Source organism: Cupriavidus basilensis (assembly GCF_000832305.1).
GTDB lineage: Bacteria > Pseudomonadota > Gammaproteobacteria > Burkholderiales > Burkholderiaceae > Cupriavidus > Cupriavidus basilensis_F.
This window is the reverse complement of record NZ_CP010537.1, coordinates 2,535,045-2,561,301: the sequence shown is the minus strand read 5'-3', so window position 1 is coordinate 2,561,301 and position 26,257 is coordinate 2,535,045. Positions and strand designations below refer to the sequence as shown.

The following is a 26,257-nucleotide window of genomic DNA, read 5'->3' as shown; positions in this document are numbered from 1 at the left end:
ATGGTGCCGCTGCGCATAATCCAATCAGACGATGCCGCGCTCTCCCCGGCCGCTCACACTGCGCTCACGCAGGCCAGCAATAACGGTGCCGGCGATGGCGCCGCCCGCCACGACAACGCGGCGGTGCTGCCGGCCGATGGCCTGGAAACCAAATGCAAAGGAAGGGGACCGCAATGCGATTTTCGCTGATCTACGAAGCACAGACTGTCGACGCGTCGCGCGCCGGCGACCACAAGGTGTTCGACGAAATCATGGAGCAGGTGGAGCTCGCCGAGGACATGGGTTTCGATGTCGTCTGGGCGGTGGAGCACACGGCGCTGACCAACTACGCACACATGAGCGCGCCGGAGACGTTCCTGGCCTTCGTGGCCGGACGCACGCGCCGCATCGGCATCGGCCACGGCGTGGTCTGCCTGCCGCCGGCGATGAACCATCCGGTCAAGGTGGCCGAGCGCGTGGCCACTCTCGACATCCTCTCCGGCGGGCGCGTGCACCTCGGCGTGGGCAAGGGCGGCACGCAGCAGGAAGCGGGCACCTTCGGCTACGACCTCAATACCCTGCACCCCATGATCGATGAGTCGATGTACCTGATTCCGAAGATCCTGACCCAGGACGAGATCGAGCACGACGGCGAGTACATCAAGATCCCGCGCCGCCCCATCCATCCCAAGCCGCGCCAGGACCCGCATCCGCTGATGTACCTGGCATGCACCAACGCCGACACGCTGCAGCGCGCCGGCGCGCGCGGCATGGGCGCGCTGGTGCTTGGCTTTGGTGGCCCGGAAGACGTGGCGAAGAAGAACGCCATCTATCGCAAGGCATACGAGACGCGCCAGGCGGGGGACCAGGTTGGCTTGCGTCCTCACCAGCATCTTGCCGCGCTGTGTCCGACCATCGTGCTGGAAGACGGCAAGGCCGCGCGCAAGATCGGCATCAAGGGGCAGCGCTATTTCATGGAGTCGCTGGCGTACTGGTACTCCGGCGGCGAGCGCCCCAATCCCGATGCATGGGACGCGGAGAACGTCACGGAGGAGGACGCCCAGGGCAAGGCCGTGATCAAGACCAGCTTCGCCTCGGAGAAGGTCACGGTGGACTTCAGCGATCCGTCGATGATGATGCTCAACCCCAACCATGCCTACGGCACGGTGGAGGACTGCATCGGCTATGTGCAGCGCCTGATCGATGCCGGCGCCGACGAGATCCTGTTCATCTGCCAGATGGGCACGGTGCCGCAATGGGCCCAGCTTGAAACCATCCGCAATATCGGCGAACACGTGATCCCGCACTTCCGCGCCCAGGGCCGCAAGCTGCGCGCGCTCGCCTGAGCGAGCCACCGGCCCATCGCTGCCGCGCGACTAGTCCCCTCGGACGATGGCGCGGGGCGGCGGCGATGGCAGCATGAAGGCACGACAAGACCGGCCCGGCGGCCGGCAAGAGGAGATGGCGGTGCATCGAGACAACTACCCCGAAGGACTGGCAGCCGAACTGATCGGCCGCGCGCACGAAATGATCCCGGTGCTGGCGCAGCGCGCGGGCCAGGCCGAGGCGCAAGCGCGCATCCCGGCCGACACCGTGGCCGACATGCAGGCCGCGGGCTTCTTCAAGGTCCTGCAGCCGCGCCGCTACGGCGGCCATGAGCTGGACCCGCAGACCTTCTTCGAGATTCAGATGGCCCTGGCCAAGGGTTGCATGTCCACCGCCTGGGTCTATGGCGTGGTGGGCGTGCACAACTGGCAGCTCGCCTTGTTCGACGGCCGCGCGCAGCAGGACGTCTGGGGCACGGACGCGTCTACCCTGATCGCCTCGACTTATATGCCGGTGGGCAAGGTGGTGCCGGTGGACGGCGGCTTCCGCTTCTCCGGGCACTGGAAGTTCTCCAGCGGCAGCGAGCTGTGCGACTGGATCTTCCTCGGCGGGCTGGTGCCGCCGCAGCAGCCTGGCGCTGCGCCCGAGTACCGCACCTTCTTGCTGCCGCGCGGCGACTACACCATCGTGCGCAACTGGGATGTGCTGGGCCTGCGTGCCACCGGCAGCCACGACATCGTGGTGGACGACGTTTTCGTGCCGGCCTACCGCACCCACAGCGCCATCGACGGCGCCATAGGCACCAGTCCCGGCCTGTCGCTCAACAAGGCGGCGCTGTACCAGTTGCCGTTCGCCCAGATCTTCGTGCGTGCCGTCTGCACGGCCTGCATCGGCGCGCTGGAAGGCGGGCTCGACGATTTCGTTGCCTATGCCGATGGCCGCGTCAGCGCCAACAGCGGCGGCAGGACGGCCGAGGACGGCGGCGCGCAACTCGCCTGCGCCAACGCCGCGGCCGGCATCGACGAGATGCGCACCATCCTGCGCCGCAATTTCGACGAGCTGATGGCAACGGCGCAGCGCGGCGAGCAGCTCGATACCGCGCGCCGCCTGCATTTTCGCTACCAGTCGTCGCAGGTGGCCGAGCGCTGCGCGCAGCTCGCCAGCAGCCTGCTGCGCTACGCCGGCGGCAATGGCATCTACGTCACCAATCCGCTGGTGCGCCGCTTCCTTGACCTGCACGCGGCGCGCGCCCACTACGCCAACAACCTGGATCGGTTCGGCCAGAACCTGGGCGGCGTGATGATGGGCCGCACCAACACCGATTTCTTTATCTGAGGCCGGCGTGGAGCGGATCATGAATCAGGAAGCAGGGCAGGCAGGCGGCACCGCCGTGTTTGATGTGGTGGTGGTTGGCTCCGGGGCGGGCGGCATGCTGGCAGCCTGCCGCGCGGCGGATCGCGGCCTGTCCGTGGTGGTGGTGGAAAAGAGCGGCCAGTACGGCGGCACCTCCGCGGTATCCGGCGGCGGGATCTGGATTCCGCTCAATCACCATATCGAAGAAGCGGGAGGCAGCGACAGCTACGACGCCGCGCTCGCCTATCTCGAAGCGTGCACCGAAGGCCGCTCCACGCCCGCCAAGCTGCGCGCCTACCTGGAACATGGTCCGCGCATGCTTGGCTACCTGGAGCAGCGCACGGGGGTGCGCTACTACTCGCTGCCGCGCTACGCCGATTACTTCCAGCGCTTGCCGGGCGCGTTGCCGGGATACCGGTCGCTGGATCCGATGCCGTTCGATGGCGCGCTGCTGGGCGCGGAGTTCGAGCGGCTGCGCCCGCCTTCGCCCGGGACGCTGGTGGCGGGCCGGGTGGCGGTGACCTCCGCCGAGGCCCACGCCATGCTGAGCAAAAGCCGGGGCTGGCTGGGCGTGGCGGCCCGGCAGTTCGGGCGCTACTGGTTGGATCTGGGCTGGCGCCGGCGCACCGCGCGCGACCGTCGGCTTACGCTGGGCAACAGCCTGGTGGGCGGCTTGCGCCACGCCATGATGACGCGCGGCATCCCGCTGTGGCTCGATACCGCGCTGGAAGACCTGCTGGTGGAGGAGCACGGCGGCGCGGCGCGCGTCACCGGCGTGCAGGCGCGGCGCGATGGCGTACCCGTGCGCATCGAAGCCCGGCGCGGGGTGATCCTGGCCGCGGGCGGTTTCGAGCGCAACCAGGCCATGCGCGAGCAATACCTGCCGCACCCCAGCCGGGCCGAGTGGAGCGCCACGCCGCCCCACAACACCGGCGACGGCATCCAGGCCGCGCAGCGCGCGGGCGCGGCGCTGGAGCTGATGTCGCATGTCTGGGGCGCGCCAACGGTGAAGGTCAGCGGCGAGGAAAAACAGCGCGCGATCTTTGTCGAGCGCGCGTTGCCCGGCTGCATCGTCGTCAACGGGCGCGGCAGGCGTTTCGTCAACGAGGCCGCGCCGTATTCCGAGTTCGTGCCCGCGATGTACCGCGACCACGAGCAGACGGGCTGCAGCGTGCCGGCGTGGCTGGTGTTCGATGCCACCTTCCGGCGCAAGTATCCCTGCGGGCCGATCCTGCCCGGATCGATCATGCCGGACCACCGCATCCCCGCGCCCTTCGCGGACATCCTGGTGCGCGCCGAATCGCTCGATGCGCTCGCCCGGCGCGTCGGCATCGCCCCCGCTGCCCTGGCGCATACCGCCAACCGCATGAACGGCTTCGCAGCGCGCGGGGTGGACGAGGACTTTGGCAAGGGCGACAACGTTTTCGATACCTACTACGGCGACACCCAGGTCCGCCCCAACCCGTGCCTGGCGCCGATCGGGCGCCCGCCGTTCTACGCGGTGCGCATCGACGCGGGCGATATCGGCACCAAGGGCGGGCTGGCGACCGACGCCAGCGCCCGCGTGCTGCGCGAGGATGGCTCGCCCATCGACGGGTTGTTCGCCATCGGCAATACCAGCGCCTCGATGATGGGCGCCAGCTATCCGGGCGCTGGCTCCACCATCGGGCCGGCCATGACCTTTGGCCTGATCGCCGCCGATGTGCTGGCGGGCGGGGCAACCGGGCAGGGCCAGGCGGAATAACACCATGACGCAGCGCGATGCGGCTACCGCGCCGCGCGGCATACAAGCAGGAGGCATGATGAACCAGACTATTTCCCCGTCGCTGCGCGACGATATGCTGATGGCAATGCGCCGCATGGCGCGCTCGGTAGCGGTGGTGAGTTGCCGCGAGGGCGAGCGCCGCTACTCGATGTCGGTCACGGCGGTCGATTCGCTGTCCGCCGATCCGCCTTCGCTGCTGATCTGCATCCACCGCAATGCCTCGATCTACCCGGCGCTCAATGCCGGAGTGGACTTCTGCGTCAACCTGCTGGCCGCCGATCATCGCGACATCGCAGTCGATTGCAGCGGCCGCCTCAAGGGCGAGGAGCGCTTTACCACGGGCCAGTGGGAGGCCGACCTGCTGGGCGTGCCTTTCCTGCGCGATGCCCAGGCAAACCTGATCTGCGAGCAGGACGGCCGTTTCGACTACGGCACCCACGCCGTCTTCATCGGCCGCCTGCGCGAGGTCCGGCTGGCCGGCGAGGTGGCGCCGCTGGTCTATGTGGACGGCGCTTACTCCACCTCGGCGCCGCTCGCCAGCCTGCGGGCAGCGTGAGGTGAACCAGATGCCGGAGCCCGCGCCATGACCGCCACCGCCGTCGTTCCCGATCCCGCTTCTGATCCGACCTCAGGCGGGGTCAACGCGGTATCGCCGCCGCTGGTCGTCGCCGACCCGCTCGCCTACGGCTGGGATGCCTGCTGCGACGTGGCGGTGATCGGTTTCGGCGCGGCGGGCGCCTGCGCGGCGCTCGAAGCCGCACGGGGCGGGCTCGGCGTGGTCGTGGCCGAGCGCTTCGAAGGCGGCGGCGCCAGCGCCAGGAGCGGCGGCGTGGTGTATGCCGGCGGTGGCACGCCATACCAGCAGGCTGCCGGCTACCATGACACGCCCGAGGCCATGGCGGCTTACCTGCGCCAGGAGGTTGGCGACGCCGTGGGCGATGCCACGCTGCATGCCTTCTGCGAGCGCAGCGCGGGCATGATCGCCTGGCTGGAGCAACTGGGCGCGCGCTTTGCCGCCACTGTGCCGCCCCGCAAGACCTCGTATCCCGCGCAGGACTATTACCTCTACTACTCGGGCAACGAGGCCGTGGCGGACTACGCGCGCCATGCCGAGCCGGCGCCGCGCGGCCATCGCTGCAAGGGCAATGGCATGTCCGGCCACGTGCTGTACGGCGTGCTGCGGCGCGCGGTGCAGGCGCAGGCCGGGGTGGACGTGATGCGCCATGCCGCGGCGCGCCGCCTGATCGTCGATGGCCAGGGCGCGGTCATCGGCGTGGAACTGCGGCGCCTGCCGCCGGGCCGCCTGCAACGCCGGCATGCCCGCCTGGCGCGCTGGGCCGAGCGCCTGCACAATCTTTGCCCGGCGCTGGCCGATGCCTTGCGCCGGCGCGTGACGCAACTGGAAGCGAAATTCGCCCAGCCCTATGCAGTGCGTGCCGGTGCCGTGGTGCTGGCCACCGGCGGCTTTATCTTCAACCCGGCCATGGTGGCCGCGCATGCCCCCAAGTACCGCCGCAACTGGCGCTTGGGCACCACCGGCTGCGATGGCAGCGGGATCCGCCTCGGCCTGTCCGTCGGGGCGGCGGCGCGCTACCTGGAGCGTGTTTCCGCGTGGCGCTTCGTCAATCCGCCGTTCGACTGGGCGCGCGGCTGCGTGGTCAACGCGCAAGGCGCGCGCATCGGCAACGAAGAAGTCTACGGCGCGCGCCTGGGCCACGCCATCTGCGAGGAGCACGGTGGCCGCGCCTGGCTGATCCTGAACGCCGGGCTGGCGCGCGCGGCCCTGCGCGATTGCGTGAGCGGACGCCTTTGGGCCTTTCAGCGCGTGCCCGCCATCATGCTGATGCTGTTTGGCGCCACGCGTGCCCCGGGTATCGAATCGCTTGCCGACAAGCTGGGCATGCCGAGCGCGGCCTTGCTGGCGACGCTGGCTGCGTATAACGCGGCGGCGCGCGGCGAGCGGCCCGACCCCGTGGGGAAATCCGCGGCGATGTGCGCATCGCTGGAGCACGGGCCCTATCTGGCCATCGACATCAGCGCGCACAGCCGCACCTTTCCCTGTCCCGCCATCACCCTTGGCGGCCTGCGCGTGGACGAGGCGTGTGGCCAGGTGCTGGCGCAAGGCGCCGGCGGGCAGGCAGCGGCGATCCCGGGCCTGTACGCGGTCGGCCGCACCGCGGTCGGCATCGCATCGAATCACTACGTGAGCGGCCTTTCGCTGGCCGACTGCATCTGGTCGGGGCGCAATGCCGGGCGCCATCTCGTTGCCCTGGCGGACCAGGCGGGCCGCATTGAAGACACCGACGAACACACCCACACCATCGAACACACCAAGGAGACAAGCCATGAGCAACCGGGTTGAAGGAAAGATCGCCATCGTCACCGGCGCCGCCAGCGGCGTCGGCAAGGAAGATGCCTTGCTGCTGGCGCGCGAGGGCGCGCGCGTGGTGCTGACCGACCTGAACGAGGAGGCCGGCCACGCCGTGGCGCGCGAGATCGGCGACACCGCCATCTTCGTGCCCCACGATATCGCCAGCGAAGCCGGCTGGCAGCAGGTCATGCAGCGCACCCAGGACCGTTTCGGCACGCCGGGCGTGCTGGTCAACAACGCCGCGGTGCTGGCGCTGGGCTCGGTGGAGGACACCACGCTGGAGCAATGGCAGCGCGTCATGCGCATCAATGCCGATGGCTATTTCCTGGGCTGCAAGTACGGCGTGGGTGCGATGAAGGCGAGCGGTGGGGTCATCGTGAATATGTCTTCGGTGGCGGCGCTGGGCGGCATGGGTGTGTTCTGTGCCTATAGCGCCAGCAAGGGCGCGGTGGCTGCGCTCACCCGCAGCGTGGCAGCCTACTGCAAGCAGCGCGGCTACAAGATCCGCTGCAATTCCGTCCACCCGGATGGCATCCTGACGCCGATGACGGCCGCGCTGATGCAAGGCGCGGCCGACGCCCCGGCCACCCATGAGCAGCAGGGCGGCGATCCGATGCAGCGCATGTGCCTGCCCGGCGACGTGGCAAACCTGGTGCTGTTCCTGGCCTCCGATGAGTCGCGCTTTGTCAACGGCGCCGAGCTGCGCATCGACAATGCGCAGACCATCATGGGCGTAGCCTGATCGCGGACATCATGGTGCAAGCGCAATTCCACCCGCTGCGCATCGCCCAGGTGGTGGCCGAAACCGACGAGGCAAGCTCGCTGGTGTTCGAGCTGCCCGACGGACTGCGCGATACGTTCGCCTACCGGCCGGGCCAGTTCCTGACGCTCAAGGTGCCGCTGGAGGGCGCCGCGCAGCAGCGCTGCTACTCGCTGTCCAGCAGCCCCCAGGTCGACAGCGCGCTGCGGGTGACCATCAAGCGCGTGCGCGGCGGGCGCGTATCCAACTGGATCTGCGACCGGCTCGGCGCCGGCGACACGGTCGAGGTGATGCCGCCCGCCGGCGTCTTCACGCCGCGCAGCCTGGATGGCGACCTGCTGCTGTTTGCCGGCGGCAGCGGCATCACGCCGGTGCTGTCGATCGCCAAGGCCGCGCTGCGCCATGGCGGCGGCAACGTCACGCTGATCTACGCCAACCGCGACGAGCGCAGCGTGATCTTCCGCGATGCGCTGTGCGAGCTGGCTGCGCGCCACGCGGACAGGCTGCGCGTGATCCACTGGCTGGACAGCGTGCAGGGGCCGCCCTCGCAGGCCCAGCTTGAAGCGCTGGCCGCGCCGTGGGGCCACGCCGATTGCTTTATCTGCGGGCCGGGACCCTTTATGGACGGTGCCCAGGCCGCATTGCAGACGCTTGGCGTGGCACGCGAGCGGATTCACGTGGAGCGCTTCGGCGCGCCGCCGCCGGCCGCGGTGCCGGCCAAAGAACAAACGCCGGCAGCTTGCGCGCCCGCCGCACTGGAAGTGGAGCTCGACGGCGTACGCCACCGGCTCGACGCGCACGCCGGCGAAACCGTGCTCGACGCCATGCTGCGGGCCGGCGTGGCGGCGCCGAACTCCTGCCGCTCCGGCCTTTGCGGCGCCTGCATGTGCCAGGTGACGCACGGTGAGGCCACGCTGGGGGAGAACCACGTGCTCGACGCCGCCGACCGTGAGGCCGGCTGGACCCTGGCCTGCCAGGCCCGCGCGGCCGGCAGCGAACTGCACCTGAAATTTCCAGACTGACATGATGACAACCGACACCATCGAAACCGAACCGAGGTTGGCCGGCGCCGCCAGCGCGGGGCAGGCCATCCCCGCCACCATCCCGGCCACCATCCCGGAACTGGTACGCACAGCCGCCGCGCGCCACGGCGCGCGCATCGCCATCCAGGAGGACGGGCTGCGGCTCAGCTTCACGGAGCTCGACACGCTGCGTGCGCAGGCGGGGCGTGCGCTGCTCGCGCTGGGCCTGTTGCCTGGCGACCGGGTCGCCGTCTGGGCGCCCAACCTGTCGGAATGGATCGTCGCCGCCCTGGCCGCGCACAGCATTGGGGCGGCGCTGGTGCCCATCAATACCCGCATGAAGGGCATGGAAGCCGGCGCGATCCTGGCCGACAGCGGCGCGCGGGTGCTGTTCTGCATCGACAATTTCCTCGGCGAGAGCTATCCGGAAATGCTGGCGCCGCACCGGCCCGGCACGCTGGAGCGGATCGTGGTGCTGCGCGGGCGCGCAGGGCGGCAGATGGCGCCGGACGAGCTTGCCTGGGCGGACTTCCTGGCACTGGCGGCGCAAACCGGCGAGGCTGCATTCCGTGCCTGCGAGAGTGCCGTGTCCGGCGACACCCTGATGGACATCATGTTCACCTCCGGCACCACCGGGCGCCCCAAGGGCGTGATGACCGCGCATGCGCAGAACCTGCAGGCCATCCACGGCTGGGCCTCGATCACCGGCGTGGAAGCCGGCGACCGCTACCTGATCGTCAATCCCTTCTTCCACACCTTTGGCTACAAGGCCGGGTGGCTGGCCGCGCTGGCCAGCGGCGCCACCATCCTGCCGCATCTGGTGTTCGATGCCGAGGCCGTGATGACCCGCATCGAGAACGAGCGCATCACGGTGCTGCCCGGGCCGCCCACGCTCTACCAGACACTGCTGAACCATCCGCGCCTGCGCGAGTTCGACCTGTCCTCGCTGCGGGTTGCGGTGACAGGTGCGTCGGCGATCCCGCCCGTGCTGATCCAGCGCATGCGGCGCGAGCTCGGCTTTCGCGACATCTTCACCGGCTATGGCCTGACCGAGTCGTGCGGTTTCGCCACCCTGACCCGTGCCGCAGACGATGCCGACATCGTGGCGCTGACCTCGGGCCGCGCCATGCCGGGGGTCGAGCTGCGCTGCGTGGATGGCGCCGGCTATCCGGTGCCGGCGGGCGAGCCGGGGGAGGTGACGGTGCGCGGCTACAACGTGATGCGCGGTTACTTCCAGCTACCGGAGGCGACCACCGAAGCCATCGATGCGGGCGGCTGGCTGCGCACTGGCGATATCGGCACGCTGGACGTGCGCGGCAACCTGCGTATCACCGACCGCATCAAGGACATGTTTATCGTCGGCGGCTTCAATTGCTATCCGGCCGAGATCGAGAAGCTGCTGGTATCCCATCCGGCGATCGCGCAAGTGGCGGTGGTGGGCGTTCCGCACGAGCGCCTGGGCGAGGCGGGGAAGGCTTTTGTGGTGCTGCGGCATGGCAGCAAGGTTGGCGCAGACGAACTGATCGACTGGGCGCGCCGGCATATGGCCAACTACAAGGTGCCGCGCGAGGTGGTGTTCGTGCAGACGCTGCCGACCAGCGCGGCCGGCAAGATTCTTAAGTATCGGTTGCGGGAGGGGTGAGGGGCCAAGGAATCTGTTGGAACCCAGGGCCGTACGACGAAACTCTGGCGTTCCCAATGAGGCCACGCCAGCCTCCTGCAAGGATCGCTTTATTTCGGTTCAACCAAGCCGAACGCGACATCCGCATGCCCAAACTCAAACGGAAGGTCTCGGGCGGCTTGCTCACCCCGCACGGGCTGAGCGCGTTCTGCACCATTCGCTCCTATCTTGCCTCCCTGCGAAAACAGGGCCGCGCTCTTCCAGGCGCCGACCCTTGCATTTTCGGGCAACGTACCTTCGCCTGTCTGACGCGTGGTGGCTGAATAGTTACGTTCTCTCCTCAATCTCTTCGTACCAGTTTCGGCATGGCGTAAGACCCGTCGATCAGCGGCGCGGTCGGTCCATAGAAGCGCGCAGCGACGCGGAACGGTCCTTGCGGGGGCAGCGGTAGCCAGTTTCGCGCCTGTTCCGGGTCAGACGGCTTGTCATGCTGGAAATACAAGGTGAGCTTGCCGTCGTTCACCGCAAACTGCCCGGCCGCGACCTGGTAGCTCGTTACGCTGTAGCGGTCGATCGGGTTGTCGACAAAGTAGCCGCTGTCGTCGTAGACCGGCAGCTCCCAGAACTCGGTGACCGCAGGAAGGTTCTTCATGTCGAGCGTCATCGTGTAGCGACGGGCGCTGTCGAGCGGCCTGCCCTGTGCGTCCGCCATGGCGTAGGCAATGGTGTGCGACTGGTATGGCACGGGGCTGCCCCAGGCAATGTCCGCGGCCCCGGCCCTCGCCTTGAAGTCGTTGCCGTTGTTGAGGAGACTGCTCTGCAGCTTCCAGCCGTTCATGTCGGCCTGCGCGGCGCTGAACGCCGCGCGCGCCTCGGCACGTGCGGCGTCGAACCCCTTCTGCACGGCGCTGCGCTGCGCGCGTGTGAGCCTTTCCGGATCGAATCTCACGCCCTTGCGCAGGCCGAGCGGCCCCAGCGCGCGCAAGGTATCGCGCTCGGTCACCGAGTCGCTACGCAGGGTCAGGGATTCGTCGTTGATCACGAGGCTGGCCAACTGCAGGTAATCGGTGGCCGTCATCGAGTTGGCCATGTCGGAAATCTGAGACATGCGCGCAAAGGTGCGGTAGTTCGCGGCCTGCTTCGGGACCTCGGCCAGCGGCACCGGTTTGCCGCCGTTGCGTTTCCAGCGCTCCAGGGGCTCGACAGCCACACCGTCCATCAGGCGATGTGCGGATTCGAAGTCGGCGTCGTCGCGCGTGGTGATCGCCACGCGCAGCGTGATCGCGAACGCGTCGGACGGCGCTCGCACGACCTCGGTGCCGCGAAACCCCTGCGGCAAAGTACCGTGCCAGTTCGGCCCGACGATCAGGTAGCGTTGCGGCGCGTTGCCGGTGAACTGGCTACCCACCATAAAGAACCAGCCGGCGTACTGGTCAAGCGCCTGGATGCTCCAGTAGCGGCCATCTTCGACCTTGGGCGAGGTAACCACGACCGGCTGGCGGGACAGGTCGAAGAAGCCACCGGCATACAGGGTCGAGGCGTTCGGCGTGGTCGCGAAACGCTCTTTCGCGGTGAAGAGCTTCCGGTTCTGCGCCAGGCGGTTGATGCCGCGATATGCGGGCATCGCCTCCGCCTGCGTGAAGACGTAGCGCAACTCGTAGAACCCGGCTTGCTGCAGGCCCCAGAAGTACGCCTGCCGGGTCAGCGCTTCGATCTGATGAGGCGCAAGCCGCGCATCGATGCCCGCCGGGGCCAGGGGCGCCGGCGTCGGCTGGGCGTGGGCCTGCAGGCAAGCAAGGGCGAGGATGGCGGCGCAGGCGCGCCGCGACCAGTTGGCATTCATCGATGTGCTCCTTGTCGGTAAGGCTGCCCGATGGCATCGGGTCAGCAGCGCGGCACGACGCCGCCGGGCATGACTGCCCAGGGCCCGCCGTAGCCGCTACGCACGTCAGTGTCCCCGCAATGCCGGGCGCCGGCATCGTCCGGGTGAATGGCTGGGATCTACTCCAAATATGGGTGGCGCCGGCCCACGGCGCGTGCGTGGCTCAACTGAGCGACATGACGCTGTTGAGCAGCGTGCGCACCAGCTCGGCTTGCCGGGTGACGCCCGCTTTCTGGAAGACGGAGCGCAAATGGCTGCGCACGGTATTGGTCTTCACCTTCAACGCTTCGGCTGCGGCTTCCAGCGAACAGCCGTTGGCCATCAGCAGCGCCAGCGATGCCTCCGCCGGCGTGAAATCAAACAACTGGCGCAACACCTCGACGGAGGTCCGGGAGCTGCACGCGGGGTCGCGGATGACCACCACGCAAGCGGGACACCATTTGTTCTCTTCCGACCATTCCCTAACGGGTATCGCGCGGATCAACACCTCGAGCCTGCCCTTGCCCGAAGGGCGGGCCAGGGACATCGCCTCCACCATGGGCCCGGGGGCGCCGTCATCGTGTGAGATCGGGATCGAATCGATCGAGCGCCGGACCAGCTCACGGAAGCGGCCGCGCGCCCGGCTGTCTGCGAGCTCGAACTTGCCGCCGCGCAGGCGGATACCGTCATCCTCGCTCAGAACCGTGCGCGCCGCCGCATTGGCCTTGAGCACGATGCCCTGGTCGTCCAGCATGACCATGCCGATCTGCATGCGGTCGACCGCGTGTTCGTAGAGGCCACGTTCGGACTCGGCCACATCGATGCGGGAGTACACGTCGACGGCGCGCTTGATGTGAGGCAGCAGCGCAATGCAGACGGCTTCGTCCTTCTCCGAGAAATCCCCGGCGTCGTGGCTGCGGCACAGGCGGAAGCGGCACATCACGCCGTCGTCGGTCTGGATATCCGCGCCAAGGATATAGCGCATATCCATGCCCTTGAGCAGTTGCCGGTAGATGCCGCTCTGGCACCATGCCTCGGTGCCCAGGAACTTGTCCACCGTGGTCACGGTGCCTGGCGGCAGGTCGACAAACGGGTCCAGCGCATGGTAATGGCTGTCGTACGTGATCGGGTTGCGCGCATAGGTGTCGCGCGGCGGCATGTTGAACATCGATCCGGGACGGTCGAACGTGGGCGGTCGCAGCATCAGGGCTGCGGCGCGGGCATTGAGCAGGACGCGCACGGACTCGAGCGCGCTCGACCACGGTGCTTCCTCGAGCGGTCCGCGATAGATGGCGTCGAGCAGCTCGCCATACTGCGGGACCGTAAAACCCGCCGTTGCATAGATCGAAGGCTCGATACGATGCACGGTTTTCGCCATTGACATATTCCTCTCGTCTTCAGGTGAAGAATTGCCAGCCGGATTGTTCCATGCATTCCGGCGCGGGCACCATTGGCGTTCACCCGAAGGGCGACCGGCGCTTCGGCACATCGTCTGCGCAGACAGGGGGCGTCCACTACATTCCGAGGTCGCGCGCCCGCCTCCGCCACGCTTCTCGTCTCTGCGCAAGTGGCTGGGACGGCTCACAAGACTTCCCAGGAAATTCAGCCGCGCCAGCAGCCAGAGGCGCTAAAGCCGCGCCCCTTCGCGCCCCACCGCGCCACCCGCCAAAAGCCCAACCAACCCCACCTGGCTAGTCCCAACAGACGATGCCCACATCCCGCTTCCCCTGAACAATGGCTTCACCAACCTGCCGCACCCAACGCGGCAGCAAATGAAATCCAGGAACAGCGAGGAGGCAGCATGATGGACATCCGAGCGCTCGGCTATATCGTGGTCGAGTCCACCGACACCGAGCGCTGGCGCCACTACGGCGAGCAAGTGCTCGGCATGGCGTGCACCAATGCGCCCCATGGCGCGCTCTATCTCAAGATGGACGAGCGCGACTACCGCTACCTGATCGTGCCCGGCAAGCAGGACCGCTACCTGGCATCGGGCTGGGAGCTGGCCGGCGAGGCGGCCTTCAACCACGCGCTTGCCACGTTGCGTGCCGCCAACGTGGAAGTCACGCATGCCAGCGAGGCTGAGCGCATCCAGCGGCGCGCGCAGGCTGTGGCCTGGTTCGCCGATCCTTCCGGCAACCGGCACGAGATCTTCTGGGGCATGCGATCGGATTTCCTGCGCTTTGTCTCGCCCATCGGCGTGTCGTGCTTCGTCACCGATCCGCTGGGTGCGGGGCACTCCGTGCTGCCGGCGCCGGCCTTTGACGAAACCTATGCCTTTCTGCGTGATGTGATGGGCTTCGGCCTGTCGGACATCTTCCGCGCGCGCTTCACTACTGATCCGGCGGAGCCGGAGAAGCGCATCCACTTCCTGCATTGCGGCAACGGGCGGCACCACAGCCTGGCCATCTTCGAGGCCCCCGCGCCCAGCGGCTGCGTCCATGTGATGGCCGAGGTGCCGGACATGGGGGAGGTGGGCCGCGCGCTCGACCGCGCGCAGCAGCACGGCGTGGCGCTCTCGGCCACGCTGGGCCAGCACTGCAACGATCGCATTGTTTCCTTCTACATGAAGACGCCCGGCGGCTTCGACCTCGAGTACGGCTACGGTGGGCTGGTGGTCGACTGGAGCCAGCACGCCGCCTTTGAGGCCACCCGGGTCAGCCTGTGGGGCCACGATTTCAGCATCGGATATCGCTAGAACTATGCGCAAGACACTGGACAAGACCATGACCGCGGCCGAAGTGGTCGGCCGCCTCGCTGATGGCATGACCATCGGTATCGGCGGCTGGGGCCCTCGCCGCAAGCCGATGGCGCTGGTGCGGGAAATCCTGCGCTCGCCGCTGAAGGACCTTACCGTGGTGGCCTACGGCGGCCCGGAAGTCGGCATGCTGTGCGCTGCCGGCAAGGTGCGCAAGGTGGTGTTCGGCTTCGTCTCGCTCGACGTGATCCCGCTGGAGCCGCATTTCCGCGCGGCCCGCGAGCGCGGCGAAATCGACGTCTGGGAACTCGACGAGGGCATGTTGCAGCTCGGCTTGCGCGCCGCTGCCGCGCGCCTGCCGTTCCTGCCGACGCGCGCCGGGCTCGGGACCGACGTGCTGGCTTGCAACCCCGCACTCAGGACCGTGCGCTCGCCCTACGCCGATGGCGAGGTGTTGCTGGCGATGCCGGCCATCCCGCTCGACGCTGCGTTGCTGCATGTCAACGAGAGCGATGTGCTGGGCAACACCCGTATCGATGGCCCCGATCCCTTTTTCGACGAGTGGTTCGCGCGGGCGGCGGGCCGGTGCTATGTGAGCTGCGAGGTCCTGCACGACCGCCTGGAGGACGAAGACCTCGCGCGGGCGCGCAACAACCCCTTCGAGCGCGCGCTTGTCAGCGGCGTGGTGCACGCGCCAGGCGGGGCGCATCCCACTTCCTGCGGGCCGGCCTATGGCTTTGACCTGCCGCAGCTGAAGGCCTACTGCGCCAGCGCCGAGCAGGAGGCGGGCTTCGCCACCTACCGCAAGGACGTGATCGGCGGCACCGAAGCCAGCTACCTGGACAAGATCGGTGGCATGCGCCACGTGCTGGACCTGCCGTTGCCGGTCCTTTGAACCCGTCACAAGGAGAAGGAGCCATCGTGAGCGCCACTCAACAATTCACTCTCGCCGAACTGATGATCGCCGCCGCAGCCCGTGCCTGGCGCGACGACGGCGAGGTCATGGCCACCGGCATCGGCACCGGCCCGCGCATCGCGGCCGGGCTGGCGCGGTTGCTGCACAACCCTGGCCTGATGCTGACCGACGGCGAAGCCTATCTGGTGGAAGAGCCGGTGCCGCTGGGGCGCCGCGAGCCGGGCTTCAAGGTGCGCGCCAGCGGCTGGATGGGCTATGCGCGCGTATTCGACTGCCTGTGGGGCGGGCGTCGGCATGCGCTGGTGATGCCCACCCAGATCGATCGCTTCGGCCAGGCCAATATTTCCATGCTCGGCGGCACCCATGCGCAGCCAAAGAAGCAACTGCTCGGCGCACGCGGCTTTCCCGGCAACAGCATCCACCATGCCAACTCCTTCTTTGTGCCGGCGCACAGCCCGCGCGCCTTTGTGGCCGGCGAGGTCGATATGGTGTGCAGCGTGGGCTATAACCCGGCGCGCCAGATCGAAGGCATGCGCAGCTTTGTCGACCTGCGGGTGATCGTGACCGACCTGTGCGTGATGGATTTCACCGGTCCCGATCACGCCATCCGCGTGCGCTCGCTGCATCCTGGCGTGAGCCTGGAGCAGGTGCGGGCGGCCACCGGATTCGCACTGGCCAACCCATCCGGGGAAATACTGCCGCAGACCCCCGCGCCCACCGCGGATGAGCTGGCCGTCATCGGCCGGCTCGATCCGCACAACCTGCGCGCCGCCATCGTGCGCGAGAACCCGGCCGTGCGCGCCGCGTGAGGAACACCATGTCATCGCAAGCTAACGAATCCCTTGGGCTGGGCCCCAACGCCGAGGTGCTTTTTGAGGCGGCCGACGGCGTGGCCATCGTCACCATGAACCGGCCGCAGTACCACAACGCGCAGAACTCCAAGATGACCTACGCGCTGGACGAAGCGTTCCGGCGCGCGGCGGCGGACGATGCGGTCAAGGTCGTGATCCTGCGCGGGGCCGGCAAGCACTTCTCGGCCGGGCACGATATCGGCACGCCGGGGCGCGACATTGGCGAGTCGTTCGAGCGCGTTTCGCTGTGGCCCGACCATGTGGGCAAGCCGGGCGGCGAGATGCTTTACACCCGCGAGCAGGAGGTCTACCTCGGCATGTGCCGGCGCTGGCGCGACCTGCCCAAGCCGACCATCGCCATGGTGCACGGCGCCTGCATTGCCGGTGGCCTGATGCTGGCCTGGGTGTGCGACCTGATCGTGGCGTCGGACGATGCCTTCTTTGCCGATCCGGTGGTGCGCATGGGCATTCCGGGTGTGGAGTATTTCGCGCACGCCTACGAGCTCAATCCGCGCATCGCCAAGGAATTCCTCTTCATGGGCGAGCGCATGGATGCCCAGCGCGCCTACCAGATGGGCATGGTCAACCGCGTGGTGCCGCGCGCGGCGCTGGATGCCACCGTGCAGGGCATGGCGGCCAAGATCGCGCAGATGCCGCGGCTGGGCTTGAGCCTCACCAAGCAGGCCATCAATCACGTCGAGGAACTGCAGGGCAAGCGCGCGGCCATGGACGCTGCCTTTGCCTGGCACCACTTCGCCCATGCCCACAACGAGCTGGTCAGCGGCGACAAGCTGGGCGGCTTCGACGCACGCGCCATGGCGGCTTCGCAACGCACCGGCGAGGAGAAGGCGGCATGAGCGGCGCGCCCCTGCATACCGTGCTGTGCGACTTGCTGGGTTGCCGCTACCCGATCGTGCAGACCGCGATGGGCTGGGTGGCCGATGCCCGCCTGGTGGCCGCCAGCAGCAATGCCGGGGCCTTCGGCTTCCTGGCCGGCGCCACCATCGAGCCGGGCGCAGTCGAGCAAGAGATCCTGCGGGTGAAGGCGCTCACCAGCCAGCCCTTCGGCATCAACTTCCATATGTTCCAGCCCAACGCCGACGAGGTGGTCGAGATGGCCATCCGCCACCGGCTGCGCGCGGTCAGCTACGGACGCGGGCCGGACGCCGCGATGATCGGCCGGCTCAAGGCCGCGGGCGTGGTGTGCATGCCCACCGTGGGCGCGGCCAAGCACGCCGCCAAGGCCGTGGAGCTGGGCGCCGACGTGGTGACCGTGCAGGGCGGGGAGGGCGGCGGGCATACGGGCGGCACGCCCACCACGCTGCTGCTGCCGCAGGTGCTGGACAAGGTGGCGGTGCCGGTGGTGGCCGCGGGCGGCTTCTTCGACGGCCGCGGGCTGGCCGCGGCGCTGGCCTACGGCGCGGCGGGCATCGCCATGGGCACGCGCTTCCTGATGTCCGGCGAGTCGCCGGTGCCGCCGCAAACGCTGGAGCGCTACCTGGCAGTCCGGGATGCGGCGCAGATCCGCGTCTCGCTTGCCATCGACGGCCTGCCGCAACGGATGATCGACAACCGCCTGCTGCTGGCGCTGGAGCAGGCCGGAGCGCTGCGCCGCACGCTGATGGCGCTGGCTACCGCCCGCCAGTGGCGCCAGCACAGCGGCATGGGGCTCGCGCAGATGCTGGCGGTGGCTTGGCGCGCGCTGCGCCAGCACGACTACACCACGGCGCAAACGCTGATGGCGGCCAACGCGCCCGTGCTGATCCAGCGCGCCATGGTCGAAGGCCACCCCGACGAAGGCGTGCTGCCGAGCGGACAGGCCGCGGCGGCCATTGGCGCCATCGAATCCTGCGAGCAGATCGTTGCCCGCATTGCCGCGCAGGCCCAGGCGCGCCTGGGCGCGCTGACGGGACCATCCAGCGCCAGGCCGGAACGCGGCAATCCCATCCAAGCCATCCATTGAAGGCAGACGTTCATGACAACGACGAGATCAAGCGAGCCTGTAGCACTGGCCGGTAACGAGCCCTTTCACATCGAGGTGCGGGACGGCGTGGCGGAACTGGCGATCGCCCATCCCCCGGTCAACGCGCTGGACAGCGCGGGCTGGCATGCGCTGGCGGCGGCCATCGAGCGGCTCGGCAGGGATGACGCCGTGCGCGTGATCGTGCTGCGCGCAGAGGGCCGGGGTTTCTGCGCCGGGGTCGACATCAAGGAGCTGGCGGCCCACCCGCAGCGCATCGTGGCGGTCAACGCCGGCAACTACGTCACCTTCCGCGCGGTCCATCGCAATCCAAAGCCTGTGATCGCGGCGGTGCACGGCTTCGTGCTTGGTGGCGGCATCGGCATCTGCGGCGCGGCGGATATCCTGATCGCCGCCGAGTGCGCGCGCTTCGGCGTGCCCGAGATCGACCGTGGCGCCATGGGCGGCGGTGCCCACCTGCAGCGCATGTTTGGCGTGCAGAAGGTGCGGGCGATGTATTTCACCGGCGACATGATCGACGCCGCCGAAGCCTACCGCCTGGGCGCGGTGGAGCGGGTGGTGCCGCGCACGGCGCTGCGCGATACCGCGCTGGAGATGGCGCGGCGCATCGCGCAGAAAAGCCCGGCCATGGTGCGCCTGGCCAAGGAGGCGCTCAACGGCGTGGAGGACGGCAACCTGGAGGACAAGTACCGCTGGGAGCAGGGCTTCACGCTGCAAGCCTATATGAGCGCGGATTCCGACGAGGCGCGCGCCGCCTTCGTGGAAGGGCGCGAAGCGCGCTTCGCGGCGCAGGCTTCCACTGTCAACGCCTGAGGTTGCCCGATGCATCTCGAATACACCGAACGCCAGCAGGCCTTTCGCGCCGAGATCCGTGCCTGGCTGGCCGAGCGCGTGCCGCGCGCGCCGCTGGCCAGCTTCGACACCGCCGAAGGCTTCGCGCAGCATCGCGACTGGGAGCGCACCCTGTACGAGGGGCGCTGGAGCATGGTGACCTGGCCCAAGGAACTGGGCGGACGCGGCTGCGACCTGATCGAATGGCTGATCTTCGAGGAGGAGTACTGGCGGGCTGGCGCGCCGATGCGCGTCAACCAGAACGGCATCTTCCTGCTCGGGCCGACCTTGATGGAGTTCGGCACGCCGGAGCAGAAGGCGCGTTTCCTGCCACGCATGGCCGCCGGCGAGCACGTGTGGGCGCAGGGCTGGTCGGAGCCGAACGCGGGCTCCGACATGGCCGCGATCCGCTGCACCGCCATCCGGCAGGGCGACGAGTACGTGCTTAACGGGCAGAAGATCTGGTCGACCCGCGCGGTCTGGGCCGACTGGCTGTTCGGCCTGTTCCGCACCGATCCCGCGTCGTCGCGCCACCACGGCCTGACGTTCCTGCTGATGCCGCTGGATACGCCCGGCATCACGGTGCGGCCCATCCGCCAGCTGAACGGCCTGACCGGCTTTGCCGAGATCTTCTTCGACGATGTGCGGGTGCCGGCGGAGAACCGGCTGGCGGCGGAGGGGGCGGGCTGGCAGGTGGCGATGGCTACCGCCGGCTTCGAGCGCGGGCTGATGCTGCGCTCCCCGGCGCGCTTCCAGGAGACCGCGCGCGCGCTGGTCCGGCTCTACCAGGAACACCGGGAATCGGCCGACCGCGACCCCGCATTGCGCGACGCCGTCACGCGGGCCTGGATGGATACCGAGGCCTATGCGCTATCCACCTACGCCACCGCCAGCAGGCTGGCCAAGGGCGGGCATATCGGCGCGGAGTCCAGCACCAACAAGGTGTTCTGGTCCGAGCTGGATATCCGCATGCACGAAACCGCGCTGGCGATCCTCGGCCAGCGCGGTGAACTGGTGCCCGCGCAAGACGCGGCGCAAGGCACGCTCGGTGCCTGGCTGGACGGCTTCCTGTTCGCGCAGGCGGGGCCGATCTACGCGGGCACCAATGAGATCCAGCGCAACATCGTCGCCGAACGCCTGCTGGGGATGCCGCGCGCCTGAGCGCGCGCGGCGGCAGCCAGTCTGACATCGTCCTTGACCCAACCGTGAACCACGATGGAATTCGCATTCAACGAAGAGCAGCAGCAGTTCGTCGATTCAATCAGGCGCTTCCTGATGACCGAAGTGACGCCAGAGCTGACGCGGGAACAGTGGAGCAGCGCCAGCGGCCGCTCCGATGCCCTTTGGCAGAGGCTGGCCGCGCAGGGCCTGACGGCGTTGCTGGTGCCGCAGGCTTGCGGCGGCCTGGGGCTGTCCGAAACCGAATGGGCGCCGCTGGCGCAGGAGTGCGGCTACTTCGCGCTGGCCGAGCCGCTGCTGGACACCGCGCTGGTAGCGGCCGGCATGCTGTCGGACTGCCACGCCGCCACGCAGGACGCAGGCATCCGCGAGCGCTGCGAAAGCTGGCTGCGCCGCATCGCGCACGGCGGCGCGCGCGTGGCGGTGGCGCATCCGGGCCAGGCCCTGGTGGCTGACGCCCACGTCGCCGATGCCATCCTGTGCGAGCACGGCGGCGCGCTGCACCTGGTGCTGCCGGCGCAGGCCACGCTCACCGCGCATGCCAGCCTCGATCCTTCACGCCGGCTCTTCGCGCTCGGCTGGGCGCCGGACGCCGGCAGCCTGGTGCTGAGCGCGACGGCCGCGAAGCCCGTGTGGGAAGCCGCGCTCAATCGCGGTGCGCTCGGCGTCGCCGCGCAGATGCTCGGCCTGACGCAACGCATGCTGGATATCGCCATCGACTACAGCATCCAGCGCAAGCAGTTCGGCAAGGCCATCGGCGCCAACCAGGCGCTCAAGCACCTGCTGGCGGATGTCGCCATCCAGCACGAATTCGCCAAGCCGGTGGTGTACCGCGCGGCCTGCACGCTGGCGCAAGGCCATGGCACCGCCGGGCTGCATGTGTCGCACGCGCTGCTGGCCGCCACGCGCACCGCGCTGCTCGCGGCACGCAACACCATGCAGGTGCACGGCGCGATGGGCTACACCTGGGAGCTGGACCTGCAGATCTTCATGAAGCGCGCCTGGGCCCTGGCCGACAGCTGGGGCGACCGGGCCTTGCACAAGGCGCGCGTGGACGCGCACATCCTCGGGGCGGCCGTGCCGATCGGGGCCGGCGCCACCTTTGCCACCTTTGCCACTACAGCCAACTTGGCATCAACACTTTGACAGGCGGAATGACCGAATGACCATGAGAGATGCATATATCGTCGACGCGCTGCGCACCCCGACCGGACGCCGCAAGGGTGGCCTGGCACACATGCACGGGGCCGACCTTGGCGGCTTCGTGCTGGCCGAGCTGGTGGGCCGCAACACCATCCCGGCTGCGGAGTATGACGACGTGGTGTTCGGCTGCGTCGACACCATCGGGCCGCTGGCCGGCAATATCGCCCGCAGCGCCTGGCTGGCCGCCGGGCTGCCGCTGGCCGTGCCCGGCGTGACCGTGGACCGCCAGTGCGGCTCGTCGCAACAGGCCGTGCACTTCGCCGCGCAAGCGGTGATGAGCGGCAACCAGGACGTGGTCATTGCCGGCGGCGTGCAGACCATGACGCAGATCCCGATTTCATCGGCCATGCTGGCCGGGCAGGCGCTTGGCTTTGCCGATCCGTTCTCCGGCAGCGGGGGCTGGCAGGCGCGTTTCGGTGACCAGCCGGTGTCGCAGTTCCACGCCGCGCAGCGCATCGCCGGGCACTGGCAGCTGTCGCGCGAGGCGATGGAGGCCTATGCGCTGCAAAGCCACCAGCGCGCAGCCAAGGCCATCGAGAGCGGCCGCTTCCAGCGCGAGATCGTGCCTTGCGAAGGCGTGGTCCACGACGAAACGCCGCGGCCCGATACCTCGCTCGCCAAGATGGCATCGCTCGAACCGCTGATGCCCGGCAGCGCGCTGACCGCTGCGGTTTCCAGCCAGACCGCGGACGCGGCGGCGGCATTGCTGGTGGTCTCCGAAGATGCGCTCAAGCGCTACGGGCTCACGCCGCGCGCGCGCATCGCCCATATGAGCGTGATGGGCGACGACCCGCTGTGGATGCTGACCGCGCCCATTCCCGCGACGAAACGCGCGCTGGCGCGCAGCGGCCTGCGCTGGGAGGACATCGACGTGGTGGAGATCAACGAGGCGTTTGCTTCGGTGGCGATGGCCTGGCTGGCCGAGACCGGCTACCCGGCCGAGCGCACCAACCCGAACGGCGGCGCCATCGCGCTGGGGCATCCGCTGGGCGCAACCGGCGCGCGGCTGATGACCACGCTGCTGCACGAACTGGAGCGCACGGGCGGCCGCTACGGCCTGCAGACCATGTGCGAGGGCGGCGGCCTGGCCAACGTCACCATCATCGAGCGCCTGTGAGCCGGGTTCGCGGGGCATTGGCGCAAGCAACGGATAAGGGGAGTAGCGACATGGGAATCTGCGACGCACGGACCGTCATCATCACCGGCGCCGGCGGCGGCCTGGGGCGCGCCTACGCGCTGGCCTTCGCCGCCGAAGGCGCCAGCGTGGTGGTCAACGATATTCGCCGCGAGGCGGCCGAGGCGGTATGCGGGGAGATCCGCGCGCAAGGCGGGCAGGCGCTCGCCAGCGACGACGACATCACGCAACTGGCCACGGCCCAGCGCATCGTCGATGCCGCGCTGGCGGCCTTTGGCGAGGTGCATGTGCTGGTCAACAACGCCGGCATCTGCCGCGACCGCATGTTCGTCAGCCTGAGCGAGGCGGACTGGGACGAGGTGATGCGCGTGCACCTGCGCGGCCACTTCTGCCTGGCCAACTTGCTGGCGCGGCGCTGGCGCGACGCGGCCAAGGCCGGGCGGCCGGTCGATGCGCGCATCATCAACACCAGCTCCGGCGCCGGGCTGCAAGGCTCGGTGGGTCAGTCCAACTACGCCGCCGCCAAGGCCGGCATTGCCGCGCTGACGCTGGTGCAGGCGGCGGAGCTGGAGCGCTATGGCATCACCGCCAACGCGCTCGCGCCGGCGGCCCGCACCGGCATGACCGAAGACGTGTTCGCGCAGGTGATGAAGGCGCCGGCCGAAGGCTTCGACTACTACGACCCGGCCAATATCGCGCCGCTGGTGGTCTGGCTTGGCAGCCGGGCCTCGCGCCATGTCACCGGCCGCGTGTTCGAGGCGTCGGGCGGCATGGTGGCGGTGGCGCAAGGCTGGCGCACCGGCGTGAGCACCGACAAGGGCGCGCGCTGGCAAGCGGCCGAGTTGGGGGGCGTGATCGACGTGCTGCTCGCCCGCGCCGAGCCCGCGCAACGCGTCTACGGCACCTGAGGCGAGGACGCACGATGCGCTTCACGCTCTCCCTGGAACAACAAATGATCCGCGACGCCGCGCGCGATTTCCTGGCCGTGCGCAGCGATTCGGCGGCGGTCCGGCGGGTGGTGGATGCGGTTGCCGGCGCGGCGCGGGACGGCCATGACACCGCCCTGTGGCGGGAGATGGCCGGCGAGCTGGGCTGGTGTGGCATCGCCTTGCCGGAGCCGGCCGGCGGCGCCGGGCTGGGCGCTGTCGAACTGGCGCTGCTGATGGAGCAGATGGGCCAGCGGCTGGCCTGTGTGCCGTACTGGTCGGCCATCTGCCTGGCGGCGCCGGCGCTGGCGGGCAGCCTCGCGCCCGAGGCCGCCGCGCCGTGGCTGGCGCGGCTGGCGCAGGGCGAGGCGCGGGCTGCGCTCGCCTTGCCTGCCTGGATGGCGCCCTGCGCGCACGGCTTGCTCGATGCCGATGCGCTGAGCGTCACTGCCGCCGTGGCCGGGGATGGCTTTGTGCTGGACGGGCAGCTTGCGCAGGTGTTCGACGCCGCTGGCGCGGACTGGCTGCTGGTGCCCGCGCGCCTGTGCGGTGACGCGGCAGGGCAGCCGGCGCTGTTCCTGCTGCAAACCGCAGCGCTGGCAGGCCAGCCAGGCTTCGGGCTGCGCCGCCTGGACGTGTTGGACCGTACCCGCCCGCTGGCCGATCTCGTCTTCGACGGGCTGCGTGTGGACGCGAACGCTTGCCTGGCGCAAGGCGCCGGGGTGGCGGCGGGAGTCGGCGCGGCCGTGTGGCACGGCAGCCTGATGCTCGCCGCCGAGCAGCTCGGCGGCGCCCAGCAATGCCTCGACCTTACCGTGGCCTATGCCGCCGAGCGCATCCAGTTTGGCCGGCCGATCGCCGCCTTCCAGGCCGTCAAGCACCGCTGCGCGCAGATGATGGTGGCGGTGGAGGCGGCGCGCTCCGCGGTGCATGGCGCCGCGCGGGCCTGGCAGGCGGGTGTGGCAGGTGGCGCTGCAGGTGGCGCTGCAGGTGGCGCGATGGACACAGCCAGGCTCGATGTAGCCGCGGCACGCCTTGCCGCCGGCGATGCCTTCGCCTTCTGCGCCCAGGAGGCCATCCAGTTGCACGGTGGCGTGGGTTTTACCTGGGAGTACGACCCCCAGCTCTATTTCAAGCGCGCGCAAGCCGCCGGCGGCTGGCTGGGGGGCTCGGCGGCCGCGCTCGCTTGCATCGCAGATGGCTTGCCGGCCGCATGCGCAGACTCAGCACTGCAAGGATAAGCATGGACTCGATGGAAAACCAAAGCGCCTGCGCCGGGCAGGCGCAACTGCGCGCGCAGGTGGCGGACTGGATGTCCGCCAACCTGCGCGGCGAATTCGACTGCCTGAAGCATCGCGGCGGCCCCGGCGACGAAGAGGCGCATCCCGGGCTGCGCAAGGCCTGGGAGCGCCGCCTGGCCGAAGGCGGCTGGACCTGCGTGGGCTGGCCGCAGGCGCACGGCGGGCGCGGCTTGCCGGTGATGTCGCAGGTGATCTTCCAGGAGGAGTACGCGCGTGCCGGCGGCCCCGGCCGCATGGGCCATATCGGCGAAGGGCTGATCGGTCCCACGCTGATCGCCTTCGGCAGCGAGGCGCAGAAGGCCCGCTTCCTGCCGGGCATCCGCAACGGCACCGAATTCTGGTGCCAGGGCTACTCGGAGCCGGGCGCCGGCTCCGATCTCGCCAATGTGCGCACCCGCGCCGAGCGCGATCCTGCCACCGGCGACTGGCGCGTGAGCGGGCAGAAGGTGTGGACCTCGCTGGCCCACGAGTCGGACTGGATCTTCGTGCTGGCGCGCTGCGATCCGGCGTCGCGCGGCAACAAGGGCCTGGTTTTCCTGCTGATGCCGCTGGCGCAACCGGGCGTGGAGATCCGCCCGATCCGCCAGATGGGTGGCGGCGTGGAGTTCAACGAGGTGTTCTTCGATGGCGCACGCGCCGCCGCCGCCGATGTGCTGGGCGCGCCGGGCGACGGCTGGCGCATCGCCATGGCGCTGCTGGGCTTCGAGCGCGGCATCTCCACCCTGGGCCAGCAGATGCAGTTCACCCACGAGCTGGGCTGGATCACCGAGGCCGCGCGCGCGAACGGCGCCTGGCAGGACGCGGCGCTGCGCCAGCGCATGGCGCGCGCCTGGGCCGGCCTGCGGGTGATGCGCTACAACGCGCTGCGCATGCTGGAAGGCGCGGAGCAGGGCGGTGGCGGCGGTGGCGGCGATGGCGGCGCGCCGTTGCAGCGCGAGACCCTGATCTACAAGTACTACTGGTCGAACTGGCACCGCGACCTGGGCCAGCTCGCGCTCGACGTGCTTGGCCCCAACGCTAACCGGATCGACGAAGCCGACGCGCGCCGCACGCGCCTGCAGCAGATGGCGCTGTTCTCGCGCGCCGACACCATCTACGCCGGTACCAACGAAATCCAGCTCAATATCATCGCCGAGCGCGGGCTGGGCATGCCCCGCGAGGCCAGAGGACAGTCATGA

Annotated in this window: 23 protein-coding genes and 1 pseudogene; 22 read left to right on the top strand and 2 right to left on the bottom strand. The window is 69.1% G+C overall.

Annotation, left to right across the window (positions count from 1 at the left end):
- The 10 genes and pseudogenes from RR42_RS32015 to RR42_RS41850 form a co-directional block, all read left to right on the top strand.
- The gene (locus RR42_RS32015; RefSeq protein ID WP_043355902.1) at window positions 1–189 is read left to right on the top strand and encodes a hypothetical protein; all 189 of its coding nucleotides are present in this window, start codon (window positions 1–3) and stop codon (window positions 187–189) included.
- Window positions 174–1,325 (top strand): LLM class flavin-dependent oxidoreductase, encoded by a 1,152-nt coding sequence (locus tag RR42_RS32010; protein ID WP_043355900.1) that lies wholly within the window; start codon window positions 174–176, stop codon window positions 1,323–1,325. The genes RR42_RS32015 and RR42_RS32010 overlap by 16 nt, the downstream gene beginning before the upstream one ends.
- Before the next feature lie 121 nt (window positions 1,326–1,446).
- A complete protein-coding gene (locus tag RR42_RS32005; RefSeq protein WP_043358296.1) occupies window positions 1,447–2,640 on the top strand; it encodes an acyl-CoA dehydrogenase family protein in 1,194 nt (397 codons plus the stop codon).
- Between the two features lie 19 nt (window positions 2,641–2,659).
- A complete protein-coding gene (locus tag RR42_RS32000) occupies window positions 2,660–4,402 on the top strand; it encodes an FAD-dependent oxidoreductase (RefSeq protein WP_043355899.1) in 1,743 nt (580 codons plus the stop codon).
- A gap of 58 nt (window positions 4,403–4,460) precedes the next feature.
- Entirely contained in the window at window positions 4,461–4,979 is a 519-nt protein-coding gene (locus RR42_RS31995) for a flavin reductase family protein (protein WP_043358295.1), read from the top strand.
- Window positions 4,980–5,006: 27 nt separating this feature from the next.
- Window positions 5,007–6,785 (top strand): FAD-binding protein, encoded by a 1,779-nt coding sequence (locus tag RR42_RS31990; RefSeq protein ID WP_082055176.1) that lies wholly within the window; start codon window positions 5,007–5,009, stop codon window positions 6,783–6,785.
- The gene (locus tag RR42_RS31985; protein ID WP_043355897.1) at window positions 6,769–7,536 is read left to right on the top strand and encodes an SDR family oxidoreductase; all 768 of its coding nucleotides are present in this window, start codon (window positions 6,769–6,771) and stop codon (window positions 7,534–7,536) included. Before RR42_RS31990 ends, RR42_RS31985 begins: the two co-directional genes overlap by 17 nt.
- Before the next feature lie 11 nt (window positions 7,537–7,547).
- The gene (locus RR42_RS31980) at window positions 7,548–8,576 is read left to right on the top strand and encodes a ferredoxin--NADP reductase (RefSeq protein ID WP_043355895.1); all 1,029 of its coding nucleotides are present in this window, start codon (window positions 7,548–7,550) and stop codon (window positions 8,574–8,576) included.
- A gap of 1 nt (window position 8,577) precedes the next feature.
- The gene (locus RR42_RS31975; protein ID WP_043355894.1) at window positions 8,578–10,218 is read left to right on the top strand and encodes a FadD3 family acyl-CoA ligase; all 1,641 of its coding nucleotides are present in this window, start codon (window positions 8,578–8,580) and stop codon (window positions 10,216–10,218) included.
- 92 nt (window positions 10,219–10,310) lie between these two features.
- A pseudogene (locus RR42_RS41850) lies at window positions 10,311–10,448 on the top strand (IS66 family transposase); the annotation flags it as partial.
- A gap of 89 nt (window positions 10,449–10,537) precedes the next feature.
- Here the strand turns inward: RR42_RS41850 and RR42_RS31970 are convergent.
- The gene (locus RR42_RS31970; RefSeq protein WP_043355893.1) at window positions 10,538–12,040 is read right to left on the bottom strand and encodes a DUF1254 domain-containing protein; all 1,503 of its coding nucleotides are present in this window, start codon (window positions 12,038–12,040) and stop codon (window positions 10,538–10,540) included.
- A 202-nt stretch (window positions 12,041–12,242) separates the two neighbouring features.
- On the bottom strand, window positions 12,243–13,442 hold the full coding sequence (locus RR42_RS31965) for a helix-turn-helix transcriptional regulator (protein ID WP_043355892.1): 1,200 nt from the start codon (window positions 13,440–13,442) through the stop codon (window positions 12,243–12,245).
- A gap of 417 nt (window positions 13,443–13,859) precedes the next feature.
- Here RR42_RS31965 and RR42_RS31960 point away from each other — a divergent pair, with 417 nt between their 5' ends.
- The 12 genes from RR42_RS31960 to RR42_RS31905 are packed head-to-tail and all read left to right on the top strand — an operon-like array spanning window position 13,860 to window position 26,257.
- Window positions 13,860–14,756 carry a VOC family protein gene (locus tag RR42_RS31960; protein WP_043355891.1) on the top strand — a complete coding sequence of 299 codons (897 nt, stop codon included), beginning with the start codon at window positions 13,860–13,862 and terminating at the stop codon, window positions 14,754–14,756.
- A 4-nt stretch (window positions 14,757–14,760) separates the two neighbouring features.
- Entirely contained in the window at window positions 14,761–15,651 is an 891-nt protein-coding gene (locus tag RR42_RS31955; RefSeq protein ID WP_043355890.1) for a CoA transferase subunit A, read from the top strand.
- A gap of 26 nt (window positions 15,652–15,677) precedes the next feature.
- Complete coding sequence (locus tag RR42_RS31950) at window positions 15,678–16,481, top strand: CoA-transferase subunit beta (RefSeq protein ID WP_043355889.1); 804 nt, start codon at window positions 15,678–15,680, stop codon at window positions 16,479–16,481.
- An 8-nt stretch (window positions 16,482–16,489) separates the two neighbouring features.
- Window positions 16,490–17,380: an enoyl-CoA hydratase gene (locus RR42_RS31945; protein WP_043355888.1), complete on the top strand. Its 891-nt coding sequence runs from the start codon at window positions 16,490–16,492 to the stop codon at window positions 17,378–17,380.
- Window positions 17,377–18,486, top strand: a complete 1,110-nt coding sequence (locus tag RR42_RS31940) for an NAD(P)H-dependent flavin oxidoreductase (RefSeq protein ID WP_043355887.1) — start codon at window positions 17,377–17,379, stop codon at window positions 18,484–18,486. Before RR42_RS31945 ends, RR42_RS31940 begins: the two co-directional genes overlap by 4 nt.
- Window positions 18,487–18,498: 12 nt before the next feature.
- Window positions 18,499–19,317: an enoyl-CoA hydratase family protein gene (locus tag RR42_RS31935; protein ID WP_052495112.1), complete on the top strand. Its 819-nt coding sequence runs from the start codon at window positions 18,499–18,501 to the stop codon at window positions 19,315–19,317.
- A gap of 9 nt (window positions 19,318–19,326) precedes the next feature.
- Window positions 19,327–20,496: an acyl-CoA dehydrogenase family protein gene (locus RR42_RS31930; RefSeq protein WP_043355883.1), complete on the top strand. Its 1,170-nt coding sequence runs from the start codon at window positions 19,327–19,329 to the stop codon at window positions 20,494–20,496.
- 54 nt (window positions 20,497–20,550) lie between these two features.
- The gene (locus tag RR42_RS31925) at window positions 20,551–21,660 is read left to right on the top strand and encodes an acyl-CoA dehydrogenase family protein (RefSeq protein WP_052495111.1); all 1,110 of its coding nucleotides are present in this window, start codon (window positions 20,551–20,553) and stop codon (window positions 21,658–21,660) included.
- A gap of 22 nt (window positions 21,661–21,682) precedes the next feature.
- Complete coding sequence (locus RR42_RS31920) at window positions 21,683–22,834, top strand: acetyl-CoA C-acetyltransferase (protein WP_043358291.1); 1,152 nt, start codon at window positions 21,683–21,685, stop codon at window positions 22,832–22,834.
- 50 nt (window positions 22,835–22,884) lie between these two features.
- Entirely contained in the window at window positions 22,885–23,760 is an 876-nt protein-coding gene (locus RR42_RS31915; protein ID WP_043355882.1) for an SDR family oxidoreductase, read from the top strand.
- A gap of 14 nt (window positions 23,761–23,774) precedes the next feature.
- Complete coding sequence (locus RR42_RS31910) at window positions 23,775–25,019, top strand: acyl-CoA dehydrogenase family protein (protein ID WP_043355881.1); 1,245 nt, start codon at window positions 23,775–23,777, stop codon at window positions 25,017–25,019.
- 11 nt (window positions 25,020–25,030) lie between these two features.
- A complete protein-coding gene (locus tag RR42_RS31905; protein WP_043358290.1) occupies window positions 25,031–26,257 on the top strand; it encodes an acyl-CoA dehydrogenase family protein in 1,227 nt (408 codons plus the stop codon).

Bases quoted from the DNA above. Each gene is read 5' to 3' on its own strand.
- RR42_RS31925 (WP_052495111.1), top strand. From the start codon at position 20,551: ATGGAATTCGCATTCAACGAAGAGCAGCAGCAGTTCGTCGATTCAATC.
- RR42_RS31915 (WP_043355882.1), top strand. From the start codon at position 22,885: ATGGGAATCTGCGACGCACGGACCGTCATCATCACCGGCGCCGGCGGC.
- RR42_RS31935 (WP_052495112.1), top strand. From the start codon at position 18,499: ATGACAACGACGAGATCAAGCGAGCCTGTAGCACTGGCCGGTAACGAG.
- RR42_RS31985 (WP_043355897.1), top strand. From the start codon at position 6,769: ATGAGCAACCGGGTTGAAGGAAAGATCGCCATCGTCACCGGCGCCGCC.
- RR42_RS31965 (WP_043355892.1), bottom strand. From the start codon at position 13,442: ATGTCAATGGCGAAAACCGTGCATCGTATCGAGCCTTCGATCTATGCA.
- RR42_RS31945 (WP_043355888.1), top strand. From the start codon at position 16,490: ATGTCATCGCAAGCTAACGAATCCCTTGGGCTGGGCCCCAACGCCGAG.
- RR42_RS31920 (WP_043358291.1), top strand. From the start codon at position 21,683: ATGAGAGATGCATATATCGTCGACGCGCTGCGCACCCCGACCGGACGC.
- RR42_RS31980 (WP_043355895.1), top strand. From the start codon at position 7,548: ATGGTGCAAGCGCAATTCCACCCGCTGCGCATCGCCCAGGTGGTGGCC.
- RR42_RS31930 (WP_043355883.1), top strand. From the start codon at position 19,327: ATGCATCTCGAATACACCGAACGCCAGCAGGCCTTTCGCGCCGAGATC.
- RR42_RS31975 (WP_043355894.1), top strand. From the start codon at position 8,578: ATGATGACAACCGACACCATCGAAACCGAACCGAGGTTGGCCGGCGCC.
- RR42_RS31955 (WP_043355890.1), top strand. From the start codon at position 14,761: ATGCGCAAGACACTGGACAAGACCATGACCGCGGCCGAAGTGGTCGGC.
- RR42_RS31905 (WP_043358290.1), top strand. From the start codon at position 25,031: ATGGAAAACCAAAGCGCCTGCGCCGGGCAGGCGCAACTGCGCGCGCAG.
- RR42_RS31990 (WP_082055176.1), top strand. From the start codon at position 5,007: ATGACCGCCACCGCCGTCGTTCCCGATCCCGCTTCTGATCCGACCTCA.
- RR42_RS32000 (WP_043355899.1), top strand. From the start codon at position 2,660: ATGAATCAGGAAGCAGGGCAGGCAGGCGGCACCGCCGTGTTTGATGTG.
- RR42_RS31970 (WP_043355893.1), bottom strand. From the start codon at position 12,040: ATGAATGCCAACTGGTCGCGGCGCGCCTGCGCCGCCATCCTCGCCCTT.
- RR42_RS32015 (WP_043355902.1), top strand. From the start codon at position 1: ATGGTGCCGCTGCGCATAATCCAATCAGACGATGCCGCGCTCTCCCCG.
- RR42_RS31910 (WP_043355881.1), top strand. From the start codon at position 23,775: ATGCGCTTCACGCTCTCCCTGGAACAACAAATGATCCGCGACGCCGCG.
- RR42_RS31960 (WP_043355891.1), top strand. From the start codon at position 13,860: ATGATGGACATCCGAGCGCTCGGCTATATCGTGGTCGAGTCCACCGAC.
- RR42_RS31995 (WP_043358295.1), top strand. From the start codon at position 4,461: ATGAACCAGACTATTTCCCCGTCGCTGCGCGACGATATGCTGATGGCA.
- RR42_RS32010 (WP_043355900.1), top strand. From the start codon at position 174: ATGCGATTTTCGCTGATCTACGAAGCACAGACTGTCGACGCGTCGCGC.
- RR42_RS31940 (WP_043355887.1), top strand. From the start codon at position 17,377: ATGAGCGGCGCGCCCCTGCATACCGTGCTGTGCGACTTGCTGGGTTGC.